The following is a 23956-nucleotide window of genomic DNA, read 5'->3' as shown; positions in this document are numbered from 1 at the left end:
CACTCCGTGGCCGTGCTGATCGACAGCCCCGTGTGGCCCTGGCGGGGGCGCCGCTGGTCGCACCTGGTCAGCGACGTCTCCTACGAGGAGCTGCACGCCTTCGTCGCCGCCGAGCTCGGCATCCCGCGGCGGGCGTTCCAGGGCGACCACTACGACGTCCCCGAGGACCTCTACGACGTCGCCGTGGCCGCCGGCGCGCAGCCCGTGGGCGCCCGGGAGCTCTTGGCCCGGCTGATGGCGGCGGGCCTGCGGGTCAGGAAGCGCGACCGCGCAGCAGGCCGAGCTCCGCGGTGAGGTTGGCCCGCGCGCGCGGCTCCCAGTCGGCCGTCGCGGGCAGCCGGTAGAGCGCCGGCAGCGCCAGCAGCGACTCGAGGACGGCGATCCGGCCCGCGGTGAACACCTCGTCGGGCAGGTGCCCGTACTCCTCGCGGACGGCGGAGGCGTAGGCGGCGTAGGCCCCCGGCGGCGCGGCCAGCACCGCGAGGTCGGCGTCGCAGAGCACCGCGCCGTTGCCGTCGTCCGGGTCGGCGTCGTGGCCGGCGGTCAGCAGCACCAGCCGGACCACCTCCGCCACCCGTGCGGGCGGCACCAGGCCGGTGAGTCCCGCCCGTGCCCGCTCGGCGCTGACCTGCTCGTTGTCGCCGCGGCGCGGGTCGTAGACGACGTCGTGGTACCAGGCGGCCAGCGCGACGGCGGCCGGGTCGGGAGCGGATCCGCCCAGCTCGGCGACCAGCCCGAGCACCGCGGCCAGGTGGTGCAGGTCGTGGTAGCGGCGGTGCGGCTCGCTCCACGCGGCCACGACGGCCGCCCACTCGGTGCGCGCGGTGGGGGAGTCGGCGGTCAGGGCCGCGAAGTCCTCGTAGCCGATCACGCGACCCCGCAGCGCCGCAGCGTCAGCAGGGCCAGCGCGCGGGCCACGACGGTCACCTCGGCCACCGGCACCCGCTCGGCCGGGCCGTGCGCCAGGTGCAGGTCCCCGGGGCCCAGGTGCAGTGCCGGGATCCCGGCGGCGGCGTAGAGGCGCAGGTCGGTGCCGGCCGCGACCGCGCGTTCCGGAGGCGGCGGCCCGCCCGCGTCGACGACGGCGCCGCGGACCTGGCCGAGCAGCTCGTGCGCCGGCGGCAGCTGCCCGCTGGCGAACGCACCGCCGGTCCAGGTGACCCGCACCGGGTGCGCGGCCAGCCACGGGTGCCTCGCGCAGAACGTGGCGACGCGGGCCTCGAACGCCCCGCGGGCGCCCTCGACCGGCTCGCCCAGCCGCACGCCGTAGCGGCCCTCGGCCACCAGCCGGTCGGGCACCGAGGAGGCCCAGTCGCCGGCGTGGACGGTGCCGATCGAGAGCCCGAAGGGGTACCGCTCGCCGGCGAAGCGCGGGTCGGCGTCGCGCTGCCGCTCGGCCTCGAACGCCCGCAGGTCGGCGTGGACGTCGGCGAACAGCTCCACGGCGCTCACCCCGCGGTCGCGCATCGCGGCGTGCGCGGCCGCGCCGGTCACCTCGAGCCGGAAGGTCAGCGCACCGGCCGCGGCGGTGACGACGGCGCCGTCGGTGGGCTCGGGGATCACGCAGGCGTCGCCGCGGTGCCCGCGGGCCAGCGTCGCCCAGGCGCCGAGCCCGCCGTCCTCCTCGCCGACGACGGCGTGCAGCGCCACCGGCCGGCGCAGGCGCACACCCGCGGCGCGGACGGCGGCCAGCGCGGCGAGCGCCGAGACCAGCCCACCCTTCATGTCGCAGGTGCCGCGGCCGTGCACGGTGCCGCCGTCCAGCCGCGGGGTGAACGGGTCGCCCGGCCACAGCGTGCGGTCGCCGGTGGGGACGACGTCGGTGTGCCCGCAGAGCACCAGCGCCGGGTCGCCGTCCCCGGCGCCGGGCAGCGTGCCGACGACCCCCCACGCCTCGTCGCGCTCGACCTCCTGGCCGGGGGCGTCCGGGGCGGTGGCGGCCGCCTGCAGGTCGATCGACCAGCGATCGACGTCGCAGCCCAGCGCGTCGAGCTCGCCGGCGACCAGCGCCTGCACCTCGCTCTCGGCCGCGGTGCCGCCCACGGAGGGGACGGCGACCAGCCGGCACAGCAGGCCGACCGCGGCGGCCTCGTCCACGGCGTCGAGGACGGCGGCCTCGGTGGGAGTCAGGTCGGCCACGGCTCGGCAGTCTGGCACGCACGGCGGCGGCGGTTACCGTCGCCGCCGTGACACAGCCCTCCCCGCCGCCCGGGTGGTACGCCGACCCCGCCGGCGGCGGCGGGTCCCGCTGGTGGGACGGCCGGACCTGGACCGAGCACGTGCAGCAGCCGCCGGCGCCGGCGCAGCCCCAGCCGGTACAGCAGCAGTACGGCGCGGCCCCGCGGCGCTCGGTCCTGCACGACCAGCCGGTGCTGCTGGTCAACCAGAAGACCAAGCTCGTCGAGCTCACCAACGAGTACGCCGTCCTCGACGCCCACGAGGTGCAGATCGGCGCGGTCGTCGAGGTGGGTCAGTCGACGGCCAAGAAGGTCGTCCGGTTCGTCAGCAGTCTCGACCAGTACCTCACCCACCGCCTCGAGGTGCGCGACGCGTACGGGCCGGTGCTCGTCCTCACCCGCCCGGCCAAGCTCGTGAAGTCGCGGGTCGTCGTCGAGACGCCCGAGGGCGCGCCGGTGGGGGAGATCGTCCAGGCCACCGTGTTCGGCCGGATCCGCTTCGACCTCGTCGTCGGCGGGCAGTTGGCCGGCGCGATCCAGGCGGAGAACTGGCGGGCCTGGGACTTCTCGATCACCGACCACGTGGGCACCGAGGTCGCCCGCATCACCAAGTCGTGGGAGGGCCTGGCGCGGACGCTGTTCACCACCGCCGACCGCTACGTCGTCCGGGTGCACGCGCGGCTGCCCGAGCCGCTGGCGAGCCTGGTGCTCGCCTCGGCGCTGACCGTCGACACGGCGCTCAAGCAGGACGCGCGCGGCTTCGGATAGAGACCCGTGTCCCGGTGTGTGCGCTCCGGGACAGGGGTACCGTCGGTGGTGTCCGGACCGGGCGATCTGTGTCCCCGGGTGCCAATTGGATACCGCCTTCGCGGACCACCGCCCCGACCTCGGTCGGGGGTCTGGAGCCGCGTCGTGCTACTCGCCGCGAGGCGACCAGAGCCCGGTCCGGACCCTCCTCCTCAGCCGCCCTGGCCCACGACCCAGCCGCACGGGTCGGCGAGCGCCGTCGCCTCCTCCGGTCCCCACGAGCCCGGCTCGTAGGGGCGGACCTCCGGCCGGTCCTCGAGCACCGGGCGCACCGCCCGCCAGGCGTGCTCGAGCCCCGCGCTGGTGGTGAACAGCGACCGGTCGCCGGTCAGGACGTCGAGCAGCAACGAGGCGTAGGGCGGAAGCGGGTCCCCGCCCGGGACGGCGGCCAGGTCCAGCGAGGTCCCGGCGACGGCGAGCTCCAGGCCCGGGCCCGGGCGCTTGGCCACCAGCCCCAGGTCCAGTGCGCCCGCCCCCGACAGCGACAGGGAGACGGTGTTGCCCCCGCCCGGCAGCGTCCCCACGGGACCCTCCGGACGGCGCATCACCAGCGTCACCCGCTGCTCGCTGTCGGCCATCCGCTTGCCGGTGCGCAGCAGGAACGGCACGCCGCGCCACCGGTCGGTGTCGATCCACAGCCGCGCGGCCACGAAGGTGTCGGTGGTGCTGTCGTCGGCGACGTCGTCGAGGTCGCGGTAGCCGGTGAACTGCCCGAGGACGACGTCCTCGCGGGCCAGCGGCCGGAACGCCGCCAGCACCGCCTCGCGCGCCTCCTGCAGGTCGTCGGGCGCCAGGGACACCGGCGGCTCCATGGCCACCTCCGCGGCCACCTGGAACAGGTGGGTGACCAGCATGTCGAGGGTGGCGCCGGTCGCGTCGTAGAACTCGGCCCGGTCGGCGACGTCGAGGGTCTCGGGGACGTCGACCTGCACCTGGGCCACGTGCTCGCGGCTCCACACCGACGAGAACAGGCCGTTGGCGAAGCGGAGCACGTGCAGGTCCTGGGTGCCCTCCTTGCCGAGGAAGTGGTCGATGCGGAAGACCTGGTCCTCGTCGAAGACCGAGTGCACCAGCTCGTCGAGCTCGCGGAAGCCCTCGGGCGAGGTGCCGTAGGGCTTCTCGTAGACGACGCGGGCGCCCTTCGCCAGGCCGTGCCGGTCCAGGGCCCGGGTGAGGTCCTCGAACGCGCCGGGCGGGACGGCGAGGTAGTGCACGAGCTGGGCGTCGCCCCCGAGCTCGTCCCGGGCCCGGTCGACGACCTCGAGCAGCTGGCCGGGGTCCGACGGCGTGTGCCCGCCGCCGGCGAAGCGCAGCCGCTCCAGCAGCCCGTCGGTGGGTGCGCCGTCGCCGTGCTCGGCCAGGGCGTCGCGGACCAGGTCGCGGAAGTCGTCGTCGGAGCGGTCGCCGCGCCCGCTGCCGACCAGGCGCCAGTCGGGGGGCAGCAGCCCGCGGCGGTCCAGGACGTCGAAGGCGGGCAGGACCATGCGGGCGGCCAGGTCGCCGGTGGCGCCGAAGAGGACGAAGACGGTCGGGGGCAGGTCGGGCATGACCTCAGGCTTCCCCGGCCCCGGAGTCCTCAAGCGCGGCGCGTCTGAGGGGCCTCAGACGCGCCGGGCGGGACCAGGACTGCCCGGACGACCGATGCCCGGGCCCCGGCCTCAGCACGACCGTGGTCGTCGAACCCAGCGGACGACCACGAGGAGACGACCGTGAACACCTACCCCAACCCCGGACTCGAGGCCGAGCTCGCCTACCGGCGCGAGGTCCTGCAGGCGATCGGCCGCGGCACCCGCACCCGCCGCGGGCCGTGGCGGTCGCGCTGGTCACGCGGCTGACCGTGCTGTCGGCGGCCCGTGCCACGATCGGCGCCGTGCCGAGGTGGGACGAACGACCCCTGGTGGGGCGGGCCGGTGAGCTGGCCACGCTCCTGGCCGCCGTCGACCGGGCCGCCGCCGGCCGCGGCTCGGCGGTGCTGGTCGCCGGAGACGCCGGCGTCGGCAAGTCCCGCCTGCTCGACGAGCTCGCCGCCCGCGCGGCCGGCCGCGGTCTGCGGGTGCTCGCCGGTCACTGCGTCGACCTCGGCGAGGTCGGCCTGCCCTACCTGCCCTTCGTCGACCTCCTCCGCCCCGTCGCCGCCGAGCTCGGTGACGGGGCGGCCGGCCTGTTCGCGGCCCGGTCGGCCGCCGCCCGCGAGCCGGACGCCGCCGACCTCGGCAGCCCGGTCCGCGTGCTGCGCCCGCCGGTCGACGACGGCCGCCTGCAGCTGTTCGAGGCGGTCGCCGCCGCGCTGGCCGGGCTCGCCGCCGACACGCCGCTGCTCGTCGTCCTCGAGGACCTGCACTGGGCCGACCGGTCCAGCCGCGACCTGCTGCGTTACCTGCTCGCCCGGCTGACCGACGAGCCGGTGGCCGTCGTCGCCTCCTACCGCTCCGACGACCTGCACCGGCGCCACCCGCTGCGGCCGCTGCTGGCCGAGCTGGTCCGGCTGCCCGGCGTGGAGCGCCTCGACCTCGGCCCGCTGCCCGACGCGCAGGTGGAGCAGCTGGTCCGCGGGCTCGCCGCGGGGGCGAGCGACCGCACGGTTGACGACGTCGTGGCGCGCGCCGAGGGCAACGCCTTCTACGCCGAGGAGCTGCTGGCCGCCGGGCTCGCGGGGGAGACGCTCCCGCTCGGGCTCACCGACGTGCTGCTCGCGCGCGTCGAGCAGCTCACGCCGGCCGCGCAGCAGGTGCTGCGGGCGGCCGCGGTCGCCGGGCGCCGGGTGCGGCACGAGCTGGTGGCCGCCGTCGTCCCGTCCTCCGCCGACGGCGACCTCGACGCCGCGCTGGCCGAGGCCGTGCACTCCCACCTGCTCGTCGTCGACCCCGACGGCGCCTACCGCTTCCGGCACGCGCTGGTGCGCGAGGCCGTCCTCGCCGACCTGCTGCCGGGTGAGCGGGTGCGGCTGCACGCCGCCGTCGCCGCGCACCTGGCGGCCGACCCCTCGGCGGGCACCGCGGCCGAGCGGGCGCACCACCTGCGGGAGAGCCACGACCTCGCCGGCGCACTGTCGGCCTCGCTGGAGGCCGCCGACGCGGCCCGGTGCGTGGGCGCCCCGGCCGAGCAGCTGCAGCACCTGGAGACGGTGCTGGCGCTGTGGCCGGCCGTCCCCGGCGCCGCCGAGGCCGCCGGGCGGGGCCGGGCCGACGTGCTGCTGGAGGCGGCCGCCGCCGCCCGCAGCGGCGGTCAGGTGCCCCGGGCGGTCGCCCTGCTGCGGGCCGTCCAGGAGGTCCTGGGGGACGACGGCGACCCGGTCACCCGCGCCCGCGCCCACTACGCGCTGGCCCAGGCGCTGGCCCGCATCGAGGACCAGACCTCGGCGTTCCGGGAGTCCGGCGCGGCCATGGCGCTGGTCCCGGCCCAGCCGCCGTCCGCGGTGCGGACCTGGGCGGCCGCCACCCACGCCCGGGTCTGCTACGACCTGGACCGGCGCGCCGAGGGGGACGCCGCCGCCGAGGAGGCGCTCGCCGCCGCCGACGCCCTGGGCCTGGACAGCGCCTGGGCCGACGTCGCGGTGACGCTGGCGCGTTCGCAGGAGGCCGGCGGCGGGGACCGGGCCGCGACGCGGGCGCGGCTGGAGGAGGCGCTGGTGCGCGCCCGCCGGTCCGGGGACCCCGACGTCGAGATGCGGGTGCTGTTCAACCTGGCCACCGTCGCCTGGGAGGGCGGCGACCCGCGCGAGGCCCTGCGGTGGAGCGACACCGGGCTCGGACGGGCCGCCACGCTGGGCGTCGAGTGGTCCTTCTACGCCGCCGAGCTGCGCTACCTCGGCGTCGTCTCCCGCTACGTCCTCGGCGACTGGGACGGCAGCCTGGGGCTGGCCGACCGGCTGGCCCGGGTGCCCGAGATGGCGGCGCACGTGCGTGCCGCGGGCCTGCTCGTGCTGGTCGGGCGGGGGGACCCCGCCACGGCGGAGCGGATCGCCTGGGCGCGCGGACTCGTCGACCGCCTGGACGCCCACGTGCTCCTCATGCTGTCCACCGCGGGCGCCGAGATCGACCTGGCCGCGTGGTCCGGGGACGCCGGGACGGCGGTCGAGCGGGCGCGGGCCGCCTCGGCCACGCTGGCCCGGCTCTGGGGTGCCAACCGGCTGGCGGTGGTGCGGCTGGCCGCCACGGCCCTGTCTGCGGCGGCCGACGCCGCGGCCACCGCGCGGCTGACCGGCGACGCCGCCGCGGAGCGGGAGTGGACGGCGGCGGGGGAGTCGCTGGTGGCGCTCGCCCGCTCGGCGGTCGAGGACCACGCCCGCGTGGTGGGGGAGCACGGGCTCGAGGCGGCGGCCTGGGTGGCGCGGGTCGAGGCCGAGGAGGCGCGGCTGGGCGGGCGCGCGGCCCCGGCGCTGTGGACGGCCGCCGTCGAGGCGTTCGGCTACGGCCACGTCTTCGAGGAGGCCCGCAGCCGGTGGCGGCTGGCCGAGGCGCTGGTCGCCACGGGCGACCGGGAAGCGGCGCTCGCGCCGCTGGCCGCCGCCGCCGCGACCGCGCGGGAGCTGGGTGCCGCCCCGCTGCTGGCGGCGGTCACCGCGCTCGCCCGCCGGGCGCGGCTGGAGCTGCCGGGCACCGGGCGGGTGGCCGACCCCGCGGCGGTGTTCACCCCGCGCGAGGCCGAGGTGCTGGCGCTGCTCGCGCGCGGGCGCACCAACCGGCAGATCGGCAGCGAGCTCTACATCAGCGAGAAGACCGCCAGCGTGCACGTGAGCAACATCCTGGCCAAGCTCGGCGCCGGCTCCCGCACCGAGGCCGTGGCGCTGGCCGCCTCCAGGGGCCTGCTGCCCACGGGGTGAGGTCGTGCACTTCCGCGGAAGTGCACGACCCCGTCACAACATCGTGCGGAGGCGCTCGCGGCGGGCGCGCAGGACGTCGACCGACGCCGAGGCCGACGGCGGGCCGGGCACGTGCTGCCGCAGCTGGGTGTGCACCACGGCGTGCGGCGTCGAGGTCTTCGCCGACACCCGGCTCACCAGGCGGTTGATCTCCCGGCGGAGCTCGGCGACGTCGCGCCAGGAGCGGCCCGCCTCGTCCTCCTCGGGGTGGTCCTCGACGACGGGCAGCTCGCCGGTGTCCTCGTCGTGCACCCGCTGGGCGATGCGCAGCCGCAGCTCGTCGTCGCGCTTGGCCAGCAGCGACGCCGTCTGCTCGGGGGTGAGCAGGCCGGGGATGCCGAGGAAGTCCTCCTCCTCGGCGCCGAGCGGTGCCGCCGCGACCGGGCCGGACCCGTCCCCGGTGTGCGCCGTCCCGCCGTGCAGCACGTGCGCGAACCGGGCGTCGGCCTCCAGCGCCTCCCACTGCTTGAGGCCCACGGCCTCGCGCTCCTTGGGCGGCAGCGGGTCGAGGTCGAGCGCCTCCGGGTCCTGCGCCTTGGGCGGCGGCATGACGTGGTTGCGTTCCTTCTCCATCGACGCGGCCAGGCCGAGCAGCGGCCGGACGGCGGGGAGGAACACGGTGGCCGTCTCGTGCGGCGCCCGCGAGCGGACGACGCGGCCGACGGCCTGGGCGAAGAACAGCGGCGTCCGGTAGGAGGTCATCCACGCCAGGACGGCGGCGCGGGGGACGTCGACGCCCTCGGAGATCATCCGGACGCAGACGGCGATCCGCGCCGACCCCGCGGCGAACCGCTCGATCTTCTTCGACGCCTTGGGGTCGTCGGACAGGATCAGCTCGGGCGCCTTGCCGGTGATGCGCTTGACGATGCGGGCGTAGGCGCGGGCGTCGTCCTGGTCGCTGGCCAGCACCAGCCCGGCGGCGTCGGGCATGCCGTTCTCGCGCAGGTGGGTGATCCGCTCGTCCATCGCGGCGATGACGTGCGGCACCCACTGGCCCTTGGGGTCCAGCGCGGTGCGCCAGGCGGCCATCTCCACCGAGCGGGTGCCGGCCTCCGACAGGGAGGCGGCGACCACCTCGCCGGCGGAGTTCCGCCAGCGCGCGGTGCCGGTGTAGGCGGCGAACACGACGGGGCGGACGACGCTGTCGGACAGCGCCTCCTTGTAGCCGTAGGTGTAGTCGGCGCGGCTGACCAGCCCGGCGCCGTCGCCGGAGTCGCCCTCGAAGCCGTCCTCCTCGTAGCGCACGAAGGGGATCCGCTCGTCGGGCTTGGTGCGGAACGGCGTCCCCGTCAGGCACAGCCGGCGGGCGGCGAAGCCGTACGCCTCCTCGATCGCCTCGCCCCACGACAGGCCGTCGCCGGCGTGGTGGACCTCGTCGAGGATCACCAGCGTCTTGACGGCGGTGGCGCGGGCGGCGTGCAGCATCGGCTTGCCGGCGACCTGCGCGTACGTCGTCACGTAGCCCTGCGTGCCGGCGCGCACCGGGCCCACGGCGTTGGTGAGCCCGGGGTCGAGCACGATGCCCATCCGGTCGGCGGCGTCGGCCCACTGCAGCCGCAGGTGGTCGGTCGGGCAGACGACGATCACCCGGGCCACCTCGCGCCGCTGCAGGAGCCGCGCGGCGAGGGTCAGGGCGAAGGTCGTCTTGCCGGCGCCAGGGGTCGCGGTGACCAGGAAGTCCTTCGGGGAGGACTGCTCGTAGCGCTCGAGGGCGGCCTGCTGCCATGCCCGGAGCGGTCGGCTGGTCGTCTGCGGGGCGACCGCCCCGGCCCGTGCTGCACTCGCCATCTCGCGGACCATCCTGCCTGGCGCGCAGAGGACACGCCCGACCGGCCACCTCCCGCGCGCCTCCCGCGAGCCGTCGTATACGCGGCCCGGCGCACCGCGCTGACCTGCGGTTTCTCGACGGCGCCCACAGAGACGTGGCAGGCCTCACACCGCAAGGGGGACCGGTCCGCCGCGTCCCCGGGGCTCAGGCCTCGCCGGCCGCCTGCTCCGGAGCGGGCTGGTTGTGGACCAGCCGCAGGTGCGGGCCGGTGGGCACGTCCTCGCGCGGGTCGGGGACCTCGGGCAGGTCGGCGGCCCGGCGCACCCGGTTCTCCGGCACGTCGAGCGCGCGGGCCAGGTGCCCGGCCAGGCGGGCGCTGATGAAGGCCCGCCCGCGGGACCGGGCCAGCCGCTCGAGGACCTCCGGCGCGATGGTCCCGCGCGCCCGGCGCGAGGCCTCCTGCACGGTCATCCCCAGCTCCCACAGGCGGCGCCGGACGAGGTCCGGCAGGTCCTTGGCAGGTGGCACCCCGGGAACGGTAGTCATTCAGGGCAACCCGGGGAGGATCTTGTCCAGGGTCACCGGCAGGTGCCGCACCCGGACGCCGGTCGCGTGGAAGACCGCGTTCACCACCGCGGCCGCCGTCCCCACGATGCCGATCTCGCCGATGCCCTTGATCCCCATGGCGTTGACGTACGGGTCGTGCTCGTCGATCCAGTGCGCCTGCACGTCGCCGACGTCGGCGTTGACCGTCACGTGGTACTCGGCGAGGTCGTGGTTGGCGACCTGCCCGATCCGGGCGTCCCACGCGCTGTTCTCGTGCAGCGCCATCGACAGCCCCATGGTCATCCCGCCGATGAACTGCGAGCGCGCGGTGCGCGGGTTGACGATCCGGCCGCAGGCGAAGACGCCGAGCAGCCGCGGCACCCGCACCTCGCCGGTGTCGGCGTGCACCCGCGCCTCCACGAACTGCGCGCCGAACGCATAGGTGGCGTGCTCGTCGTCGGTGGCGGCCTGGTCGACCGAGCCCTGCGCCTCGTCGCCGTCCTCCGGGCGCCGGCCGAACTTGCCGCGGAACTGCCGCGCGGCCTCGACGATCGCCGAGCCCCACGTGTTGGTGCCCGACGAGCCGCCGGCCACCGAGGCGATCGGGTAGCGGGTGTCGCCGATGCGCACCTCGACGTCGTCGACGTCGGCGTCCAGGGCGTCGGCGGCGATCTGCGGCAGCACCGTCCAGGCGCCGGTGCCGAGGTCGGCGGCGCCGATCTCGACGACGTACCGGCCGTCCTCGAACCGGACGGTCGCCGTCGACTGGGCCTGCCGCATGGTCGGGTAGACCGACGAGGCCATGCCCGTGCCGACCAGCCAGCCGTCCTCCCGGCGGACGCCGGGGCGGGGGTCGCGCCCGGCCCAGCCGAAGCGCTCGGCGCCCTCGCGCAGGCACTCGACGAGGTGCCGGCTCGACCAGGGCTGGCCGGTCTCGGGGTCGCGGTCGGGCTCGTTGCGGATCCGCAGCTCGACCGGGTCCATCCCCAGGGCGTGGGCGAGCTCGTCCATGGCGACCTCGGGGCCGAACATGCCGGGGCACTCGCCGGGCGCGCGGAACCAGGAGGGCACCGGGACGTCGAGGGCGGCCAGCCGGTGCGTCGTCCGGCGGGCGGCGGCGGTGTACATCATCCGGGCCGGGACGCCGGTCTGTTCGGCGAACTCCTTGATCCGCGAGGTCTGCTCGACGACGTCGAGGGCCAGGGCGCGGATCCGGCCGTCGCGGTCGGCGCCGAGCTGCATCCGCTGGATGGTCGGCGTCCGGTAGCCGGCCATGGTGAACATCTGCTGGCGGGTGAGGGCGAGCTTCACCGCGCGGCCGGGCAGGGCGCGGGCGGCCATGGCCACCAGGACGACGTTGGCGTGCGGCGTCCCCTTGGAGCCGAACCCGCCGCCGACGTACGGGCACACGACCTGCACCCGCTCGAGGTCGAGGCCGAACAGGCTGCACACCGCCTTGCGGTCGGGGTGCACGCCCTGCGTGGAGTCCCAGAGGGTGAGCTTCCCGCCGTCGGCGGCGTCCCACAGCGCCGTCGAGGCGTGCGGCTCCAGCGGGTTGTTGTGCACCATCGCCGTCGCGTAGGTCTGCTCGACCCGGACGGCGCTGGCGGCCAGTTCGGCGTCGACGTCGCCCTGGACGGTGTCGGTGTCGTAGCCGGGGTTGACCTTCTCCGGCGCGTACAGGTCCCCGCGGTCGGCGGACAGCACGCTGTCGTGCGGCTGCTCGTCGTAGGTGACGCGGACGAGGTCGGCGGCCTGCCGGGCCAGCTCGGAGGTCTCCGCGACGACGACGCCGATCGGCTGGCCGCGGAAGGCGACCTCGGGGGACTGCAGGACGGCGAGCTCGGCGTCGTCGGTGGAGGCGAGCCGCTCGGCGTTCTCGTGGGTGACGACCGCGAGGACGCCGTCGAGCGCCTCGGCGGCGGTGGTGTCCACCGCGGTGATCCGCCCCCGCGCGACGGTGGCCTGCAGCGGGTGACAGAACGCCGGCGACTCGACGGGGGTCTCGAAGGCGTAGGTCGCCGTCCCGCGGACCTTCCGGACGCCGTCGCGGCGGACCAGGTCGCGGCCCATCGCGCGCGGCTCGAGCAGCTCGGTCATCTCAGCCCTCCCGGCCGGTGAGGATGCGCAGGGCGGCGGTGAGCGTGCGCGCCACCAGCGGGACCTTGAACGCGTTGCCGCCGTCGATGCCCGGCTGCGGGACGGCGTCGGCCAGCTCGGCCTCGGCGGCCGCGCGGGCGGTGTCGTCGGTGAGCCGCCGTCCGCGGAGGACCTCCTCCGCGCGGGTGGCCCGCCACGGCGTGTGGGCCACGCCGCCGAGGGCGACGCGGGCGTCGCGGACCGTGCCGTCGTCGGCGAGGTCGACCGCGGCGGCCACGCTGACCAGCGCGAACGCGTAGGAGGCGCGGTCGCGGACCTTGCGGTAGGTGGACCGGCGGGCCATCTCGAGCGGGGGCAGCTCGACCGCGGTGACCAGCTCGCCGTGCTCGAGGACGGTGTCGCGGGACGGGTCGTCGCCCGGGAGGCGGTGCAGCTCGCCGAACGGGATCGTCCGCGCGCCGCGCGGGCCCTCGGTGTGGACGACGGCGTCGAGTGCGGTGAGCGCCACGGCCATGTCCGAGGGGTGGGTGGCGATGCACTGCTCACTGGCGCCCAGGATCGCGTGGTAGCGGGTGTAGCCGCCGATCGCGGAGCAGCCGCTGCCCGGCGCGCGCTTGTTGCAGGCGGTGGTGACGTCCTGGAAGTAGACGCACCGGGTGCGCTGCAGCGGGTTGCCGCCGACGGTGGCGAGGTTGCGCAGCTGCCCGTTGGCGCCGGCGAGCAGGGCCTGGGTGAGCACCGGCCAGCGTTCGCGGACGCGCCGGTCGGCGGCCAGTTCGCTGTTGCTGACGGCGGCGCCCACCAGCAGGCCGCCGTCGCCGGTGTCGGTGATCTCGCGGGAGGTGAGCGTCCGGACGTCGACGACGAGGTCGGGGCGGGCGACGCCGAGCTTGAGGTGGTCGACGAGGTTCGTGCCGCCGCCGAGGAAGACGGCGTTCGGCTCGGCGGCGACCTCGCGGACGGCCTCGGCGACGTCGCTGGGGCGGGCGTAGGCGAACGGCTTCACCGCGCGCCGCCGGCCTGCTGCACGGCGGGGGTGATGTGCGCGTAGGCGGCGCAGCGGCAGAGGTTGCCGCTCATCCGCTCGCTGACCTCGTCGGTGCTGAGCTCGGGGGCGGCGGTGAGGTCGCGGGTGGCGTGGCTGGGCCAGCCCCGGTCGACCTCGCTGAGAACGCCGACCGCGCTGCACACCTGGCCGGGCGTGCAGTAGCCGCACTGGAAGGCGTCGTGGTCGAGGAAGGCCTGCTGGACCGGGTGCAGCTCGCCCTCGGGCGCCAGGCCGTCCGCGGTGGTGATCTCCGCGCCGTCGTGGGAGACGGCGAGGGCGAGGCACAGCAGCGCCCGCTCGCCGTCGAGCAGCACGGTGCAGGCGCCGCACTGGCCGTGGTCGCAGCCCTTCTTCGGGCTGGTGTTGCCCAGCCGCTCGCGCAGCAGGTCGAGCAGCGTGGTGCGCGTGTCCACGGTGAGCTCGTGGAGCTCGCCGTCGACCCGCAGCCTGATGTCGGCGTCCATGGCGCGGTCGGTGCCCGGCACGCTCGGCGTGGCAAACCGGTCGGGCGGACCGACTCGTTCCGGATGCGTGCTCCTGCGGCCGTGGGGTCGGGGGTGGACGGAGCACGAGACGCTGACCAGCGGTTTCTGTGTCCACAGGACTGGTCCGGCGAGTGCTTCGAACGTATGATCGACTGTGTGGACGACGTGTTGACCGCTCCGGCGCCGGTGTCGCCGGTCGGGTTGTCGTCCGGTCCGCTGGGCGAGGTCCAGGCGGCCGACCGGGAGATCTCCCGTCAGACGGCCCGCCGGGCCCGGGCGGTCGCGGCCTTCGCCGCCACCCGGCCGGCCTCGGCGGACCGGGCGCAGGGGGAGCCGGGGGCGATGTCGGGCGAGCGGTGGGCGCGGCGGGCGGCGGTGCTGCGGCCGGTGAGCGAGTGGGCGGCGCAGGAGCTGGTGGTGGCGCTGTCGATCTCCACCGAGGCCGCCGAGGCGCTGCTGGAACGCTCGCTGACGCTGGTGCACCGCCTCCCGCTGACCCTCGACGCACTCGAGGCGGGGATGCTGCACCCGGGGCACCTGTGGCCGTTGCTGGACAAGGTCGCCCCGATCGCCGACGACGCGATCCGTGCCTCACTCGAGCGGGATCTGCTGGCCTGGATGGCCGGGCGGGTGACCACTCCGGCGCAGTTGGGCGACAAGGTCCGCCGCGAGGTGCTCAAGCGCGACGCCCGCTCCGCCGCCGACCGGCTGGCCCGGGCCATCCGCGAGCGCGGGGTCTCGGCGCGCCCGGACCGGGTCGAGGGCATGAGCGTGGTCTCGGCGCTGCTGACGACGCCGGAGGCCGCGGCGCTGGTGGCGGCGCTGGGCGCGTACGCCGACGCGCTGCCCGCCGACCCCGCCGACGGGCGCTCCCGCGGGCAGAAGATGGCCGACTGCCTGCTCGACCTGGTGCTGCGCCCCGGCGAGACCGACCTCCCGCCGGTGCAGGTGGTGTTGTCGGTGATCGCGCCGCTGGGCGCGCTGCTCGGTGGGGACCAGCCGTGCGAGATCGACGGACAGGTGGTGCCCGCCGAGACGGTCCGCGCTCTGCTGGCCGCCCTCACCGGGCACCCGCTGGTTACCACCGCTGCCCCTGTCGATGGCGCTCCGTCGGACACCGCCGCGACCGACACCGCCGCAACGGACACCGCCGCGGCCGATACCGCTCCGGCCGGCACCGCTCCGGCGGACACCGCTCCGGCCGCTGGCAGGCACGACCTCGGTCCGATCGAGGTCCCGGTGTGGCCGGCCGTGGCGGTGGACCCGGAGTTCGAGCGGTGGTGGACCGACACCGTGCGCCGGGTGCTCATCGAGGAGCTGGCCGGCCGCGGTGCCCCTTCCCTCGACCCCGCGAAGGTGGAGGCCGTGTGGGCCGCCGACCACCCACCGCCGGATCCCGCCAGCCCGACCCGCGACGACACGCCACCCGCCGACGCCGATGCCGACGCCGACGATGGCTGGTGGGCGCGCGCCGACCAGGCGATCCAGGACGCCGGGGATGCGGTCCTCGCCGCCCAGCAGGCCCTCGGCCGCGCCCACCGGCTGGTGGCCACCGCGCAGCGCGCTGATGCCGCCGACGAGGCTGCCTGGGCGCACAGCCCCGCCGGGCGGGTCACCGCCGCCCCCGACGCCCTCACCGCCCTCGCAGCCGCCACCGACCAGGCCCGCCAGGCGCTCGCCGGCCTGCTGGCCACAACCGGCGGCGGCGGGCTGGCCGACCGCCCCCGCCTCGTCCTCACCGACGCCTTGACCGGCGCGTTGCTCGCCCTCACCGACCTGCCCGTCCTGCGTCGCGCCGCGACCACCGGCGTGGGCCTGCGCGTCCCCGGGGTCACCGCCGGCTACCGGCCCGGCGCTGCCCTGGACCGGCACGTCCGCGCCCGCGACCGCCGCTGCCGCTTCCCCGGCTGCCGCCGCCGCGTCCCCCGGACCGGCGAACTCGACCACGCCGTCCCCTGGCCGGCCGGACCCACCGCCGCGGGCAACCTCACCGGCTACTGCACCGGCCACCACCGCGGCAAGCACCAGGCACCCGGCTGGCGGCACACCCTCGCCCCCGACGGCACCCTCACCGTCACCACACCCACCGGCCTCACCGCCGTCACCACCCCACCGCCGTACTGAGTGGGGCAGGCCGGGCTCAGTGCGTGAGCTTGAGTCCGATCACGCAGCCGACGATGCCGAGCAGGAGCAGCACCCGCAGCGCCGACAGCGGCTCCTCGCCGGACGCCATCGCGTAGCCGGCGGTCAGCGCCGCCCCGATGCCCACCCAGACGGCGTACGCCGTCCCCACGGGGAGGCTGCGCATCGCGTACGCGAGCCCCAGCATGCTGGCGACCAGACCGAGCACGAACACGACGGTCGGTGCGAGCCGGGTGAAGCCCTCGGTCCGGCCGAGGGCGGTCGCCCACACGGCCTCGAGGACACCGGACAGCACGAGCACGAACCAGGACACGAGGACTCCCGAGGCTGCCGTCTTGTCGCTGTCCGGGTACGGCGCCGCTCGTCCGGGGGTCCGCTGCGGACCCACCCCCACGGTGGCACATCCCGGCCGATCCGGCGGGTGAGACCGGACACCGCGCTACGCGGCCAGCCCCTCCAGCAGGGCGAGCGCGCGGTCGGCGTCGCCCAGCGGGACCAGCAGGTGGTCGTGGTGGTACCCGGCCAGCACGTTGCAGCTGATCCCGGCGTCGGCCAGCGCGGTGCTCACGGCCGCCGTGAGCCCGACCGCCGCGAGGTCGGAGCGGACCAGCAGGGTGATCCGCGCGGCGGGGAAGTCGTGGGGCAGGCCGGCCGCGTCGGCGTCCTCCCGGCGCAGGACCAGCGTCAGCCCCTCGTCCTCCCGCACCGTGGCGAACGGCGTCAGGCCGGCGGGCACCTCATCGCCCGGGACGGTGGCGAACACGTATGTCCCGGGCGCGCGCCGTGGCGCCATGCCGCGCAGCAGCCGATCGAGGTCCCGTTCACCGGCCACGCGAGCATCCTGCAGGCATGAGCGAGCCCCAGTACGCCGGACTCCGTGAGCGGGCGGCGAAGGGTGACCGCAGCGCGGTCGACGAGCTGATCGAACTGGCGGGCGAACGCGGCGACCTCGCCGAGCTGCGCCGGCTGGGCGACCTCGGCTACCGCGACGCTACCGACGAGCTCGTGCAGCGGGCGAGCGAGGCCGACGACCTCACCGAGCTGCGCCGGCTCGCCGAGGAGGGCAACGCCGACGCCGCCGACGTCCTGCACGAGCTCACCGAGGGGTGAGTGGCCGGGGCGCCGAACGCCCCGGCCACTCACCCCTCAGTCGGCGGGCTCGTCGACCCAGTCCGGGCCGTTGACCTCACCGGGACCGGCCAGGTCGGCGGCGTCGACGATCGTGTACGCGTAGCCCTGCTCGGCGAGGAAGCGCTGCCGGTGGGCGGCGTACTCGGCGTCGAGGGTGTCGCGGCTGACCACCGTGTAGAAGTGCGCCTGCCGGCCGTCGGCCTTGGGGCGGAGCACCCGGCCCAGCCGCTGGGCCTCCTCCTGCCGCGACCCGAAGGTGCCCGACACCTGGACGGCGACGGCGGCCTCGGGCAGGTCGATCGAGAAGTTCGCGACCTTGGAGACGACCAGCGTCTTGATCTCGCCGGTGCGGAACGCCTGGAACAGCCGCTCCCGCTCCTTGTTCGTCGTCGACCCCTGGATGACCGGCGCGTCCAGCGCCCGGCCGAGCTCGTCGAGCTGGTCGAGGTAGGCCCCGATCACCAGCTTCTGCTCGTCGGGGTGCCGGTCGAGCACCCGCCGGATCACCGGCAGCTTCGACGTCGCCGTCGCCGCGATCCGGTACCGCTCCTCGGGCTCGGCGACCGCGTAGGTCATCCGCTCCTCGTCGTCGAGGCCGACCCGCACCTCGATGCACTCGGCCGGCGCGATGTAGCCCTGGGACTCGATGTCCTTCCAGGGCGCGTCGTAGCGCTTGGGCCCGATGAGGGAGAAGACGTCGTCCTCGCGCCCGTCCTCGCGCACCAGCGTGGCCGTCAGGCCCAGCCGGCGGCGGGACTGCAGGTCGGCGGTGAGCCGGAAGATCGGCGCGGGCAGCAGGTGCACCTCGTCGTAGACGATCAGGCCCCAGTCCTGGGCGTCGAAGAGGTCCAGGTGCCGGTACTCGCCCTTCCGGCGGGTGGTCATCACCTGGTAGGTCGCGATGGTGACCGGGCGGATCTCCTTGCGCTCACCGGAGTACTCGCCGATCTCCTCCTCGGTCAGCGACGTGCGCGCGATCAGCTCGCGCTTCCACTGCCGCCCCGAGACGGTGTTGGTCACCAGGATCAGCGTGGTCGCCTTGGCCTGCGCCATCGCCGCGGCGCCGACCAGCGTCTTGCCGGCGCCACAGGGCAGGACGACGACGCCCGAGCCGCCGGCCCAGAAGCCCTCGACGGCCTCCTGCTGGTAGTCGCGCAGGTGCCAGCCGGCCTGGTCGAGCTCGATCGGGTGCGCCTGGCCGTCGACGTAGCCGGCGAGGTCCTCGGCCGGCCAGCCGACCTTGAGCAGCGCCTGCTTGAGCCGCCCACGCTCGGAGGGGTGGACGACGACGGTGTCGGGGTCGATCCGCGCACCGAGCATCGGCGCCACCCGCTTGGAGCGGATGATCTCCTCGAGCACCGCGCGGTCGGTGGTGGCCAGCGTGAGCCCGTGCACCGGGTGGTTGACCAGCGTCAGCCGGCCGAAGCGGTCCATCGTGTCGGCGACGTCGACCAGCAGCGCGTGCGGCACCGGGTAGCGGGAGTAGCGCACCAGCGCGTCGACGACCTGCTCGGCGTCGTGCCCCGCGGCGCGCGCGTTCCACAGCGCCAGAGGGGTGACCCGGTAGGTGTGCACGTGCTCCGGCGAGCGCTCGAGCTCGGCGAAAGGGGCGATGGCCGCGCGGCACTCGCGCGCCGCCGGGTGGTCGACCTCGAGCAGCAGCGTCTTGTCCGACTGGACGATGAGGGGTCCGTCGTTCACGGGGATGGGTTGCCTCTCCTCGGAGGGTGGGCGTCTGTCAGGTCAACCGTTGCCGGCGGCCGGTGCTTCCTCGTCGACCAGCGCCACCGAGGTGATCCGGTGCACCGCGAAGGTGCGGTTCTCGTGCCGGCGCTCGTCCCACCCCTGGAGGAAACCACCGGCCAGTGACACCGGCTGCACCACGCGCTGGCTGCCGCTGCCCTGGGCGTCGACGTAGCCCAGCCACACGGGGATGCCCTCGCGGATCGCGCGGGACAGCAGCTCCAGCGTGCCCGCGGTGGTGACCCCGGGGACCTGCCGCACGGGCGTCGCCGGGCGGGCGGCCAGCGCGGCGTCGCCGGCCCGGATCTCGCGGACGGTGGCCTCGGCCTCCGCCTCGGTGAGCGGGCGGCCCGCCGCCGACGGCGGTGGCCCGGGGCGCCGGCCGGCGGCGCGTGGCCGGGCCGGCGGGCGGGTGAGCACCGCGCCGCCCGGCGACTCCCCGGCCGGGGCGTACCCGGCCTGCCGCAGCACGGTGAGCACCTCGTCGGCGCCGAGCCCGCTGACCAGCACGCCGGGGGCCAGTCGGCGCAGCTCGGCCGCCGCCGTCCGCCGGTCGCCGAGCACTTGCGAGAGCAGGCCGTGGTCGTCGGAGCGGACGTAGCACTCGATGGCGCCGACCCGCAGCCGGCCGTGCTGCCGCGCGACGTCGTCGACGAGGTAGTCCAGCGCCTGCGGCACCGGCGTCCGCGAGGCGCGGGTGAACAGGTCGTGCAGGTCGGTGGCCGACCACCCGGCGTCCAGCGCGCGACGGACCGAGGACTCCGACACCCGGAACACCGTCGCCCCGCCGGAGGACTCGACGTCGGCGACGACGGCGAGGGTGTCGGCCAGCTCGGCCACCAGCGGGCCGGGTGCGACGAGGGTGAGGTCGGGCTGGGCGAGCACGTGGTCGACCGGCTCGGGCAGCAGCCCCTGCATCCCGTCGGCGGCGCCCTCCTCGCCCCGGGTGAGCAGGCCGCGCCCGCCCGAGGACAGCACGCCGCCCACGAGGACGCCGATCCGCCCGGCCTCGGCCAGCATGTCCGGCACGGGAGCCAGGCGGTCGGCCCGCCGCGGGGTGCGCCAGCGCAGCAGCGCCACCAGGTCGTCGGGGGCCAGCCCGCGACCGGGCGGGGAGTCGAGGAGCGCGGCCAGCGCGGAGCGGCGGATCGCCGGCGCGGTGTGCCGCACGAGGTCGGGGGACAGCGCGTTGACCGCCTTGCCGGCCATGTCCCGCGACCCGACCAGCGAGGGCAGCCGCGTGCTCTCCAGCCAGCCGGCGGCCAGCGCGCCCCACCGGTCGGGCAGCGGCTGCTCGCGCCACAGGTCGTAGCCGCGGGTGGGCAGCCACTCGTCGCGGTGCGGTCCGCCGACGTCGAGCAGCCCCGCGGCGAAGGCGAGCTCCAGCAGCCAGCCGGCGTCGGCCTCCGACACCGTCAGCGCCTTCGCCAGCCGCTTGCGGTCCCGGACGGCGACCCCGCCGCTGCGCAGCAGCCCGGCCGGCTCCTCCTCGAGTACCGCCAGCAGTTCACCGACCCGCCCCACCACCTCCAGCGCCGCGCCCGCCGCCTGCCGGTCGACGACGGCGGCGTCCCGCTCGACGGCGGCCGGCTCGGGGCGCAGCCGCGGCGGGCCGTAGGGCAGGCCGCCGCGCAGCAGCAGGCCGATCTCGCGGGGGAGCTCGACGTTGAGCGCGTCGATGCGCGCCAGCAGCCCCGCCTGCAGCAGCCGCCGGGCCGGGGAGGCGCCGGGGCCGCCGGTCTCGGGCAGGTGGCCGACCGGGCGGTCGCCGGCCAGCCGCTCGAGCACCTCGCGCTCGGCGGGGTCCAGGGCACCCACGGCGGCGGGCAGGTCCGCCGGCAGGGTCACCCGCAGGTCGACGGCCCGGCGGCCGAGACCCGCGGGGTGGCGGACGGCGCGGCGCACCTGGTCGGGGGCGTGCAGGACGTCCTCGCCCCACAGCAGCGCCCGCACCGTCAGGCGCTCGACCGCCGCGTCGACGACGTCGGCGGGCAGCCCGGGCAGCGCGGCGTGCACGTCCTCGGCGGGGACGCCGTCGGTCGGCGCGAGCAGCACGACGTCGAGCACCTGCAGGGTCGCGGCGTCGAGGTCGTCGAGCGCCCGGTCCACAGAGACCGGCACCGCCAGCCGGCTGGCCAGCGCGACGACGTCGGAGGGCGCGGGCCGGGCCACGTCGGGCCGCGCGGCCAGCAGCGCGGCCAGCTGGGCGTCGCTGCGGGTGCGCAGCCACGCGGCCAGCGTGGCGGGTCGGTCGGCAGGCATCCGGACCACGTTACGTCCGTTGCCGCAGGTGCTGCCCCGGAGGCCGGGCCTGGGATCATCGGGGCGTGCAGCCGGCCGCCGACGACCCGCACACCCGGTCCGCGCTCGAGGGCTACCGGGCCGGTGCGCTGCGCTGGCTCGCCGGGGGCGTCATCGCCGTCGTGCTGGCCGTGCTGCTCGGCGCCGTCGCCGTCAGCCTGGCCGAGGACCGCGGGCGCCCGGTGCCGCTGGCCGGGATGGTCGTCGTCGTCCTGGTGATCGGTGGGGCGGTGGCGGCGTTCGCCGGTGCCGGCGCGCTGGCCCGGGCGCTGCGCTGGCGGCGGGCGCTCTCCGCCGTGCCGTGGCAGCGCGGGCTGCTGCGCATCGCGGGGCCGGCCATCGTCGCCTTCGAGCCCGAGGGCTTCGACGAGTGGGACCCCACCCACGAGCCGGTGCGGCTGCGGCTGGTCAGCACCTCGGTCTGGCGCACCCGCCAGGTGCAGGGGCTCGACGGCGGGGAGGTGCGGCTCGCGCCCGTGGGCACCGGGCAGTGGGTGCTCACCGCCGAGGGGCTGCCGACCCTGTACGGCGCGCGCTCGGCCCGGCGCCCGTCCCGCTGAGACACGGGAGAGCGGGGCTGGTGCGGGTAGGACCAGCCAGCCGACAGAATGGCGGCGACGCGCGCACCGCCGGGTGCGCCCGATGCACGGAGGCGAGATGGCCAAGCGCAAGGAGAAGCACGCCCACCTGGTGGAGCCCACCTGGGGCCAGTCGGAGGACGCCGGCCCGCCGGTGACCGAGCTGATCAGCGAGATGGCCGGTGGGCTCTCACCGTTCGGTGAGGACCACAGCTTCCCGCTGCCGGTCGACCGGATCCGCTACGCCCACCCCACGGACAAGCCCAACCGGGCCGGGGTGCAGCTGCCCGAGAACCGGCGGCCGTGAGCACCCCCGCGCTGCCGTCCTACGCCAGCGGCACCTCCACCGTCCCCCTGCTGGGGGACACGATCGGGGCCGACCTCGACCGGACGGCAGCGCGGGTCGGCGACCACGAGGCGCTCGTCGAGTGCGTCACCGGCCGCCGCTGGACCTATCCGCAGCTGGTCGCCGACGTCGACGCCTGCGCCCTCGGCCTGGACGCCCTCCGCGTGCAGAAGGGCGACCGCGTCGGCATCTGGGCGCCCAACTGCGCCGAGTGGGTCTTCGTCCAGTACGGCACCGCCAAGCTCGGTGCCGTCCTGGTCAACATCAACCCGGCCTACCGCACCCACGAGCTGGCGTTCGTGCTGAAGCAGGCCGGGATCTCGGTGCTGGTCGCGGCGCCGGAGTTCAGGACGAGCGACTACCGGGCGATGGTGGCCGAGGTCCGGGGCGACTGCCCCGAGCTGCGCGAGGTCCTGTTCCTCGGCGACCCGGAGTGGGAGCAGCTGCTGGCCACCGGCCGAGCCGCCGACCGCGGCCTGCTGGAGCGCCGCGCCGCCGAGCTCTCGCCCGACGACCCGATCAACATCCAGTACACGTCGGGGACGACCGGCTTCCCGAAGGGCGCCACGCTCAGCCACCACAACCTGCTCAACAACGGCTTCTTCGTGGGCGAGGGCTGCGGCTACACCGAGGCCGACCGGATCTGCATCCCGGTGCCCTACTACCACTGCTTCGGCATGGGGATGGGCAACCTCGGGGCCACCAGCCACGGCGCCACGATGGTCATCCCGGCGCCCGCGTTCGACCCGGCGGCCACGCTGCGGGCGGTGCAGGAGGAGCGCTGCACCTCCCTCTACGGCGTCCCGACGATGTTCATCGCCGAACTGGCGCTGCCCGACTTCGGCACCTACGACCTCTCCAGCCTGCGCACCGGCATCATGGCCGGCTCGCCGTGCCCGGTGGAGGTGATGAAGCGGGTGGTCGCCGAGATGGGCATGACCGAGGTGACCATCTGCTACGGCATGACCGAGACCAGCCCGGTCTCCACCCAGACCGGCGCCGACGACGACCTCGACCGCCGCACCTCCACCGTCGGCCGGGTGCACCCGCACCTGGAGGTCAAGGTCGTCGACCCCGAGACCGGCATCACCGTGCCGCGCGGCACTCCCGGCGAGTTCTGCACCCGCGGCTACTCGGTGATGCTCGGCTACTGGGACGAGCCGGGGAAGACCGCCGAGGTCATCGACGCCGCTCGCTGGATGCACACCGGCGACCTCGCCGTCATGGACGAGGCCGGCTACCTCAACATCGTCGGCCGGATCAAGGACATGGTCATCCGCGGCGGGGAGAACGTGTACCCGCGCGAGGTGGAGGAGTTCCTCTACACCCACCCCGACGTCGTCGACGCCCAGGTGATCGGCGTCCCCGACGAGCGCTACGGCGAGGAGCTCATGGCCTGGGTGCGGCTGCGGGAGGGTGCCGAGCCGCTCACCCCGGAGGCGCTGCGGGAGTTCTGCGCCGGCAAGCTCGCGCACTACAAGGTCCCGCGCTACGTCAAGGTCGTCGAGGCGTTCCCGATGACCGTGACCGGCAAGGTCCGCAAGGTCGAGATGCGCGAGGTGTCGGTGCAGGAGCTGGGCCTGGAGGCCGCCGCGGCGGTCCGCAACGCCTAGGGCGCCAGCCTCACCAGCAGCTTCGACACCACGTTGCCGACGACGACCCACACCAGGGCGGCGATCGCGGCGTTGATGGTCTCGCCGACGCGCGGGTCCGACGGCCGGAACAGGTCGACGGTGAACCAGCCCAGGCCCTGGCGCACGTCCGCGGCGGCCGACACCAGCGTGTTGGCGGGGTTGGCCTCGAAGAAGGTGAACACCGCGTGCAGCACGATCACCACCGCCACGAGCGAGGCGACCAGGCGGACCGCCGAGGCGATCAGGGTGAACGCGCGGGTGCCGACGGAGGTGGCCATGCCGTGATCGT

General features: G+C 76.0%; 22 protein-coding genes and 1 riboswitch. Of the genes, 9 read left to right on the top strand and 13 right to left on the bottom strand.

Going from position 1 to position 23956, the window contains the following annotated elements; all coding sequences use genetic code 11:
- The first annotated feature begins 6 nt into the window (after nucleotides 1-6).
- Nucleotides 7-294 carry a DUF4031 domain-containing protein gene (locus FN207_RS08275; RefSeq protein ID WP_142457915.1) on the top strand — a complete coding sequence of 96 codons (288 nt, stop codon included), beginning with the start codon at nucleotides 7-9 and terminating at the stop codon, nucleotides 292-294.
- Here FN207_RS08275 and FN207_RS08270 read toward each other — a convergent pair.
- Both FN207_RS08270 and FN207_RS08265 read right to left on the bottom strand, forming a co-directional pair.
- The gene (locus FN207_RS08270; RefSeq protein WP_142457913.1) at nucleotides 254-871 is read right to left on the bottom strand and encodes an HD domain-containing protein; all 618 of its coding nucleotides are present in this window, start codon (nucleotides 869-871) and stop codon (nucleotides 254-256) included. The genes FN207_RS08275 and FN207_RS08270 overlap by 41 nt on opposite strands.
- Nucleotides 868-2139 carry an ArgE/DapE family deacylase gene (locus tag FN207_RS08265; RefSeq protein ID WP_142457911.1) on the bottom strand — a complete coding sequence of 424 codons (1272 nt, stop codon included), beginning with the start codon at nucleotides 2137-2139 and terminating at the stop codon, nucleotides 868-870. Before FN207_RS08265 ends, FN207_RS08270 begins: the two co-directional genes overlap by 4 nt.
- A 47-nt stretch (nucleotides 2140-2186) precedes the next feature.
- On the opposite strand from FN207_RS08265, the gene FN207_RS08260 reads away from it, so the two are divergent.
- The gene (locus tag FN207_RS08260) at nucleotides 2187-2945 is read left to right on the top strand and encodes an LURP-one-related family protein (protein WP_142457909.1); all 759 of its coding nucleotides are present in this window, start codon (nucleotides 2187-2189) and stop codon (nucleotides 2943-2945) included.
- 191 nt (nucleotides 2946-3136) lie between these two features.
- Here FN207_RS08260 and FN207_RS08255 read toward each other — a convergent pair whose 3' ends face one another.
- A complete protein-coding gene (locus tag FN207_RS08255) occupies nucleotides 3137-4531 on the bottom strand; it encodes a glucose-6-phosphate dehydrogenase (protein WP_142457907.1) in 1395 nt (464 codons plus the stop codon).
- 162 nt (nucleotides 4532-4693) lie between these two features.
- Here FN207_RS08255 and FN207_RS27285 point away from each other — a divergent pair, with 162 nt between their 5' ends.
- A complete protein-coding gene (locus FN207_RS27285) occupies nucleotides 4694-4819 on the top strand; it encodes a hypothetical protein (RefSeq protein WP_281282134.1) in 126 nt (41 codons plus the stop codon).
- A complete protein-coding gene (locus FN207_RS27280) occupies nucleotides 4792-7806 on the top strand; it encodes a helix-turn-helix transcriptional regulator (protein WP_281282133.1) in 3015 nt (1004 codons plus the stop codon). The genes FN207_RS27285 and FN207_RS27280 overlap by 28 nt, the downstream gene beginning before the upstream one ends.
- Nucleotides 7807-7839: 33 nt before the next feature.
- Here the strand turns inward: FN207_RS27280 and FN207_RS08245 are convergent, their stop codons facing one another.
- From FN207_RS08245 to FN207_RS08225, 5 genes are all read right to left on the bottom strand, one after another.
- Nucleotides 7840-9633 (bottom strand): DEAD/DEAH box helicase, encoded by a 1794-nt coding sequence (locus FN207_RS08245; protein ID WP_142457903.1) that lies wholly within the window; start codon nucleotides 9631-9633, stop codon nucleotides 7840-7842.
- Between the two features lie 184 nt (nucleotides 9634-9817).
- A complete protein-coding gene (locus tag FN207_RS08240) occupies nucleotides 9818-10141 on the bottom strand; it encodes a hypothetical protein (RefSeq protein WP_110908903.1) in 324 nt (107 codons plus the stop codon).
- Nucleotides 10142-10159: 18 nt separating this feature from the next.
- On the bottom strand, nucleotides 10160-12259 hold the full coding sequence (locus FN207_RS08235) for a xanthine dehydrogenase family protein molybdopterin-binding subunit (protein WP_142457901.1): 2100 nt from the start codon (nucleotides 12257-12259) through the stop codon (nucleotides 10160-10162).
- Nucleotide 12260: 1 nt separating this feature from the next.
- Nucleotides 12261-13265 (bottom strand): FAD binding domain-containing protein, encoded by a 1005-nt coding sequence (locus FN207_RS08230; protein ID WP_142457899.1) that lies wholly within the window; start codon nucleotides 13263-13265, stop codon nucleotides 12261-12263.
- On the bottom strand, nucleotides 13262-13771 hold the full coding sequence (locus FN207_RS08225; protein WP_142457897.1) for a 2Fe-2S iron-sulfur cluster-binding protein: 510 nt from the start codon (nucleotides 13769-13771) through the stop codon (nucleotides 13262-13264). The genes FN207_RS08230 and FN207_RS08225 overlap by 4 nt, the downstream gene beginning before the upstream one ends.
- A gap of 177 nt (nucleotides 13772-13948) precedes the next feature.
- On the opposite strand from FN207_RS08225, the gene FN207_RS08220 reads away from it, so the two are divergent.
- Nucleotides 13949-15916 (top strand): HNH endonuclease signature motif containing protein, encoded by a 1968-nt coding sequence (locus FN207_RS08220; RefSeq protein WP_246065878.1) that lies wholly within the window; start codon nucleotides 13949-13951, stop codon nucleotides 15914-15916.
- Nucleotides 15917-15932: 16 nt separating this feature from the next.
- Here FN207_RS08220 and FN207_RS08215 read toward each other — a convergent pair whose 3' ends face one another.
- Together FN207_RS08215 and FN207_RS08210 are read right to left on the bottom strand one after the other, a co-directional pair.
- On the bottom strand, nucleotides 15933-16247 hold the full coding sequence (locus FN207_RS08215; protein WP_142457893.1) for a DMT family transporter: 315 nt from the start codon (nucleotides 16245-16247) through the stop codon (nucleotides 15933-15935).
- A gap of 10 nt (nucleotides 16248-16257) precedes the next feature.
- A riboswitch (guanidine-III (ykkC-III) riboswitch) is annotated at nucleotides 16258-16323 on the bottom strand.
- 50 nt (nucleotides 16324-16373) lie between these two features.
- Complete coding sequence (locus FN207_RS08210) at nucleotides 16374-16766, bottom strand: ACT domain-containing protein (RefSeq protein WP_142457891.1); 393 nt, start codon at nucleotides 16764-16766, stop codon at nucleotides 16374-16376.
- 17 nt (nucleotides 16767-16783) lie between these two features.
- Between FN207_RS08210 and FN207_RS08205 the strand changes: the two genes are divergently transcribed.
- A complete protein-coding gene (locus FN207_RS08205; RefSeq protein WP_142457889.1) occupies nucleotides 16784-17044 on the top strand; it encodes a hypothetical protein in 261 nt (86 codons plus the stop codon).
- A 36-nt stretch (nucleotides 17045-17080) separates the two neighbouring features.
- Here FN207_RS08205 and FN207_RS08200 read toward each other — a convergent pair whose 3' ends face one another.
- Entirely contained in the window at nucleotides 17081-18766 is a 1686-nt protein-coding gene (locus FN207_RS08200; protein ID WP_142457888.1) for a DNA repair helicase XPB, read from the bottom strand.
- A gap of 42 nt (nucleotides 18767-18808) precedes the next feature.
- The gene (locus FN207_RS08195; RefSeq protein WP_142457886.1) at nucleotides 18809-21070 is read right to left on the bottom strand and encodes a helicase C-terminal domain-containing protein; all 2262 of its coding nucleotides are present in this window, start codon (nucleotides 21068-21070) and stop codon (nucleotides 18809-18811) included.
- Nucleotides 21071-21135: 65 nt separating this feature from the next.
- Here FN207_RS08195 and FN207_RS08190 point away from each other — a divergent pair, with 65 nt between their 5' ends.
- From FN207_RS08190 to FN207_RS08180, 3 genes are all read left to right on the top strand, one after another.
- The gene (locus FN207_RS08190; protein WP_142457884.1) at nucleotides 21136-21669 is read left to right on the top strand and encodes a hypothetical protein; all 534 of its coding nucleotides are present in this window, start codon (nucleotides 21136-21138) and stop codon (nucleotides 21667-21669) included.
- 97 nt (nucleotides 21670-21766) lie between these two features.
- Nucleotides 21767-21994 (top strand): hypothetical protein, encoded by a 228-nt coding sequence (locus FN207_RS08185; RefSeq protein ID WP_110004363.1) that lies wholly within the window; start codon nucleotides 21767-21769, stop codon nucleotides 21992-21994.
- On the top strand, nucleotides 21991-23646 hold the full coding sequence (locus tag FN207_RS08180; RefSeq protein WP_142457882.1) for an AMP-binding protein: 1656 nt from the start codon (nucleotides 21991-21993) through the stop codon (nucleotides 23644-23646). Before FN207_RS08185 ends, FN207_RS08180 begins: the two co-directional genes overlap by 4 nt.
- Here the strand turns inward: FN207_RS08180 and FN207_RS08175 are convergent.
- On the bottom strand, nucleotides 23643-23945 hold the full coding sequence (locus FN207_RS08175) for a hypothetical protein (RefSeq protein WP_142457880.1): 303 nt from the start codon (nucleotides 23943-23945) through the stop codon (nucleotides 23643-23645). The two genes, FN207_RS08180 and FN207_RS08175, sit on opposite strands and share 4 nt — an antisense overlap.
- Nucleotides 23946-23956 lie beyond the last annotated feature (11 nt).

This window comes from Geodermatophilus aquaeductus (assembly GCF_900182545.1).
GTDB lineage: Bacteria > Actinomycetota > Actinomycetes > Mycobacteriales > Geodermatophilaceae > Geodermatophilus > Geodermatophilus aquaeductus.
This window is presented reverse-complemented; position numbering and strand designations above follow the sequence as displayed.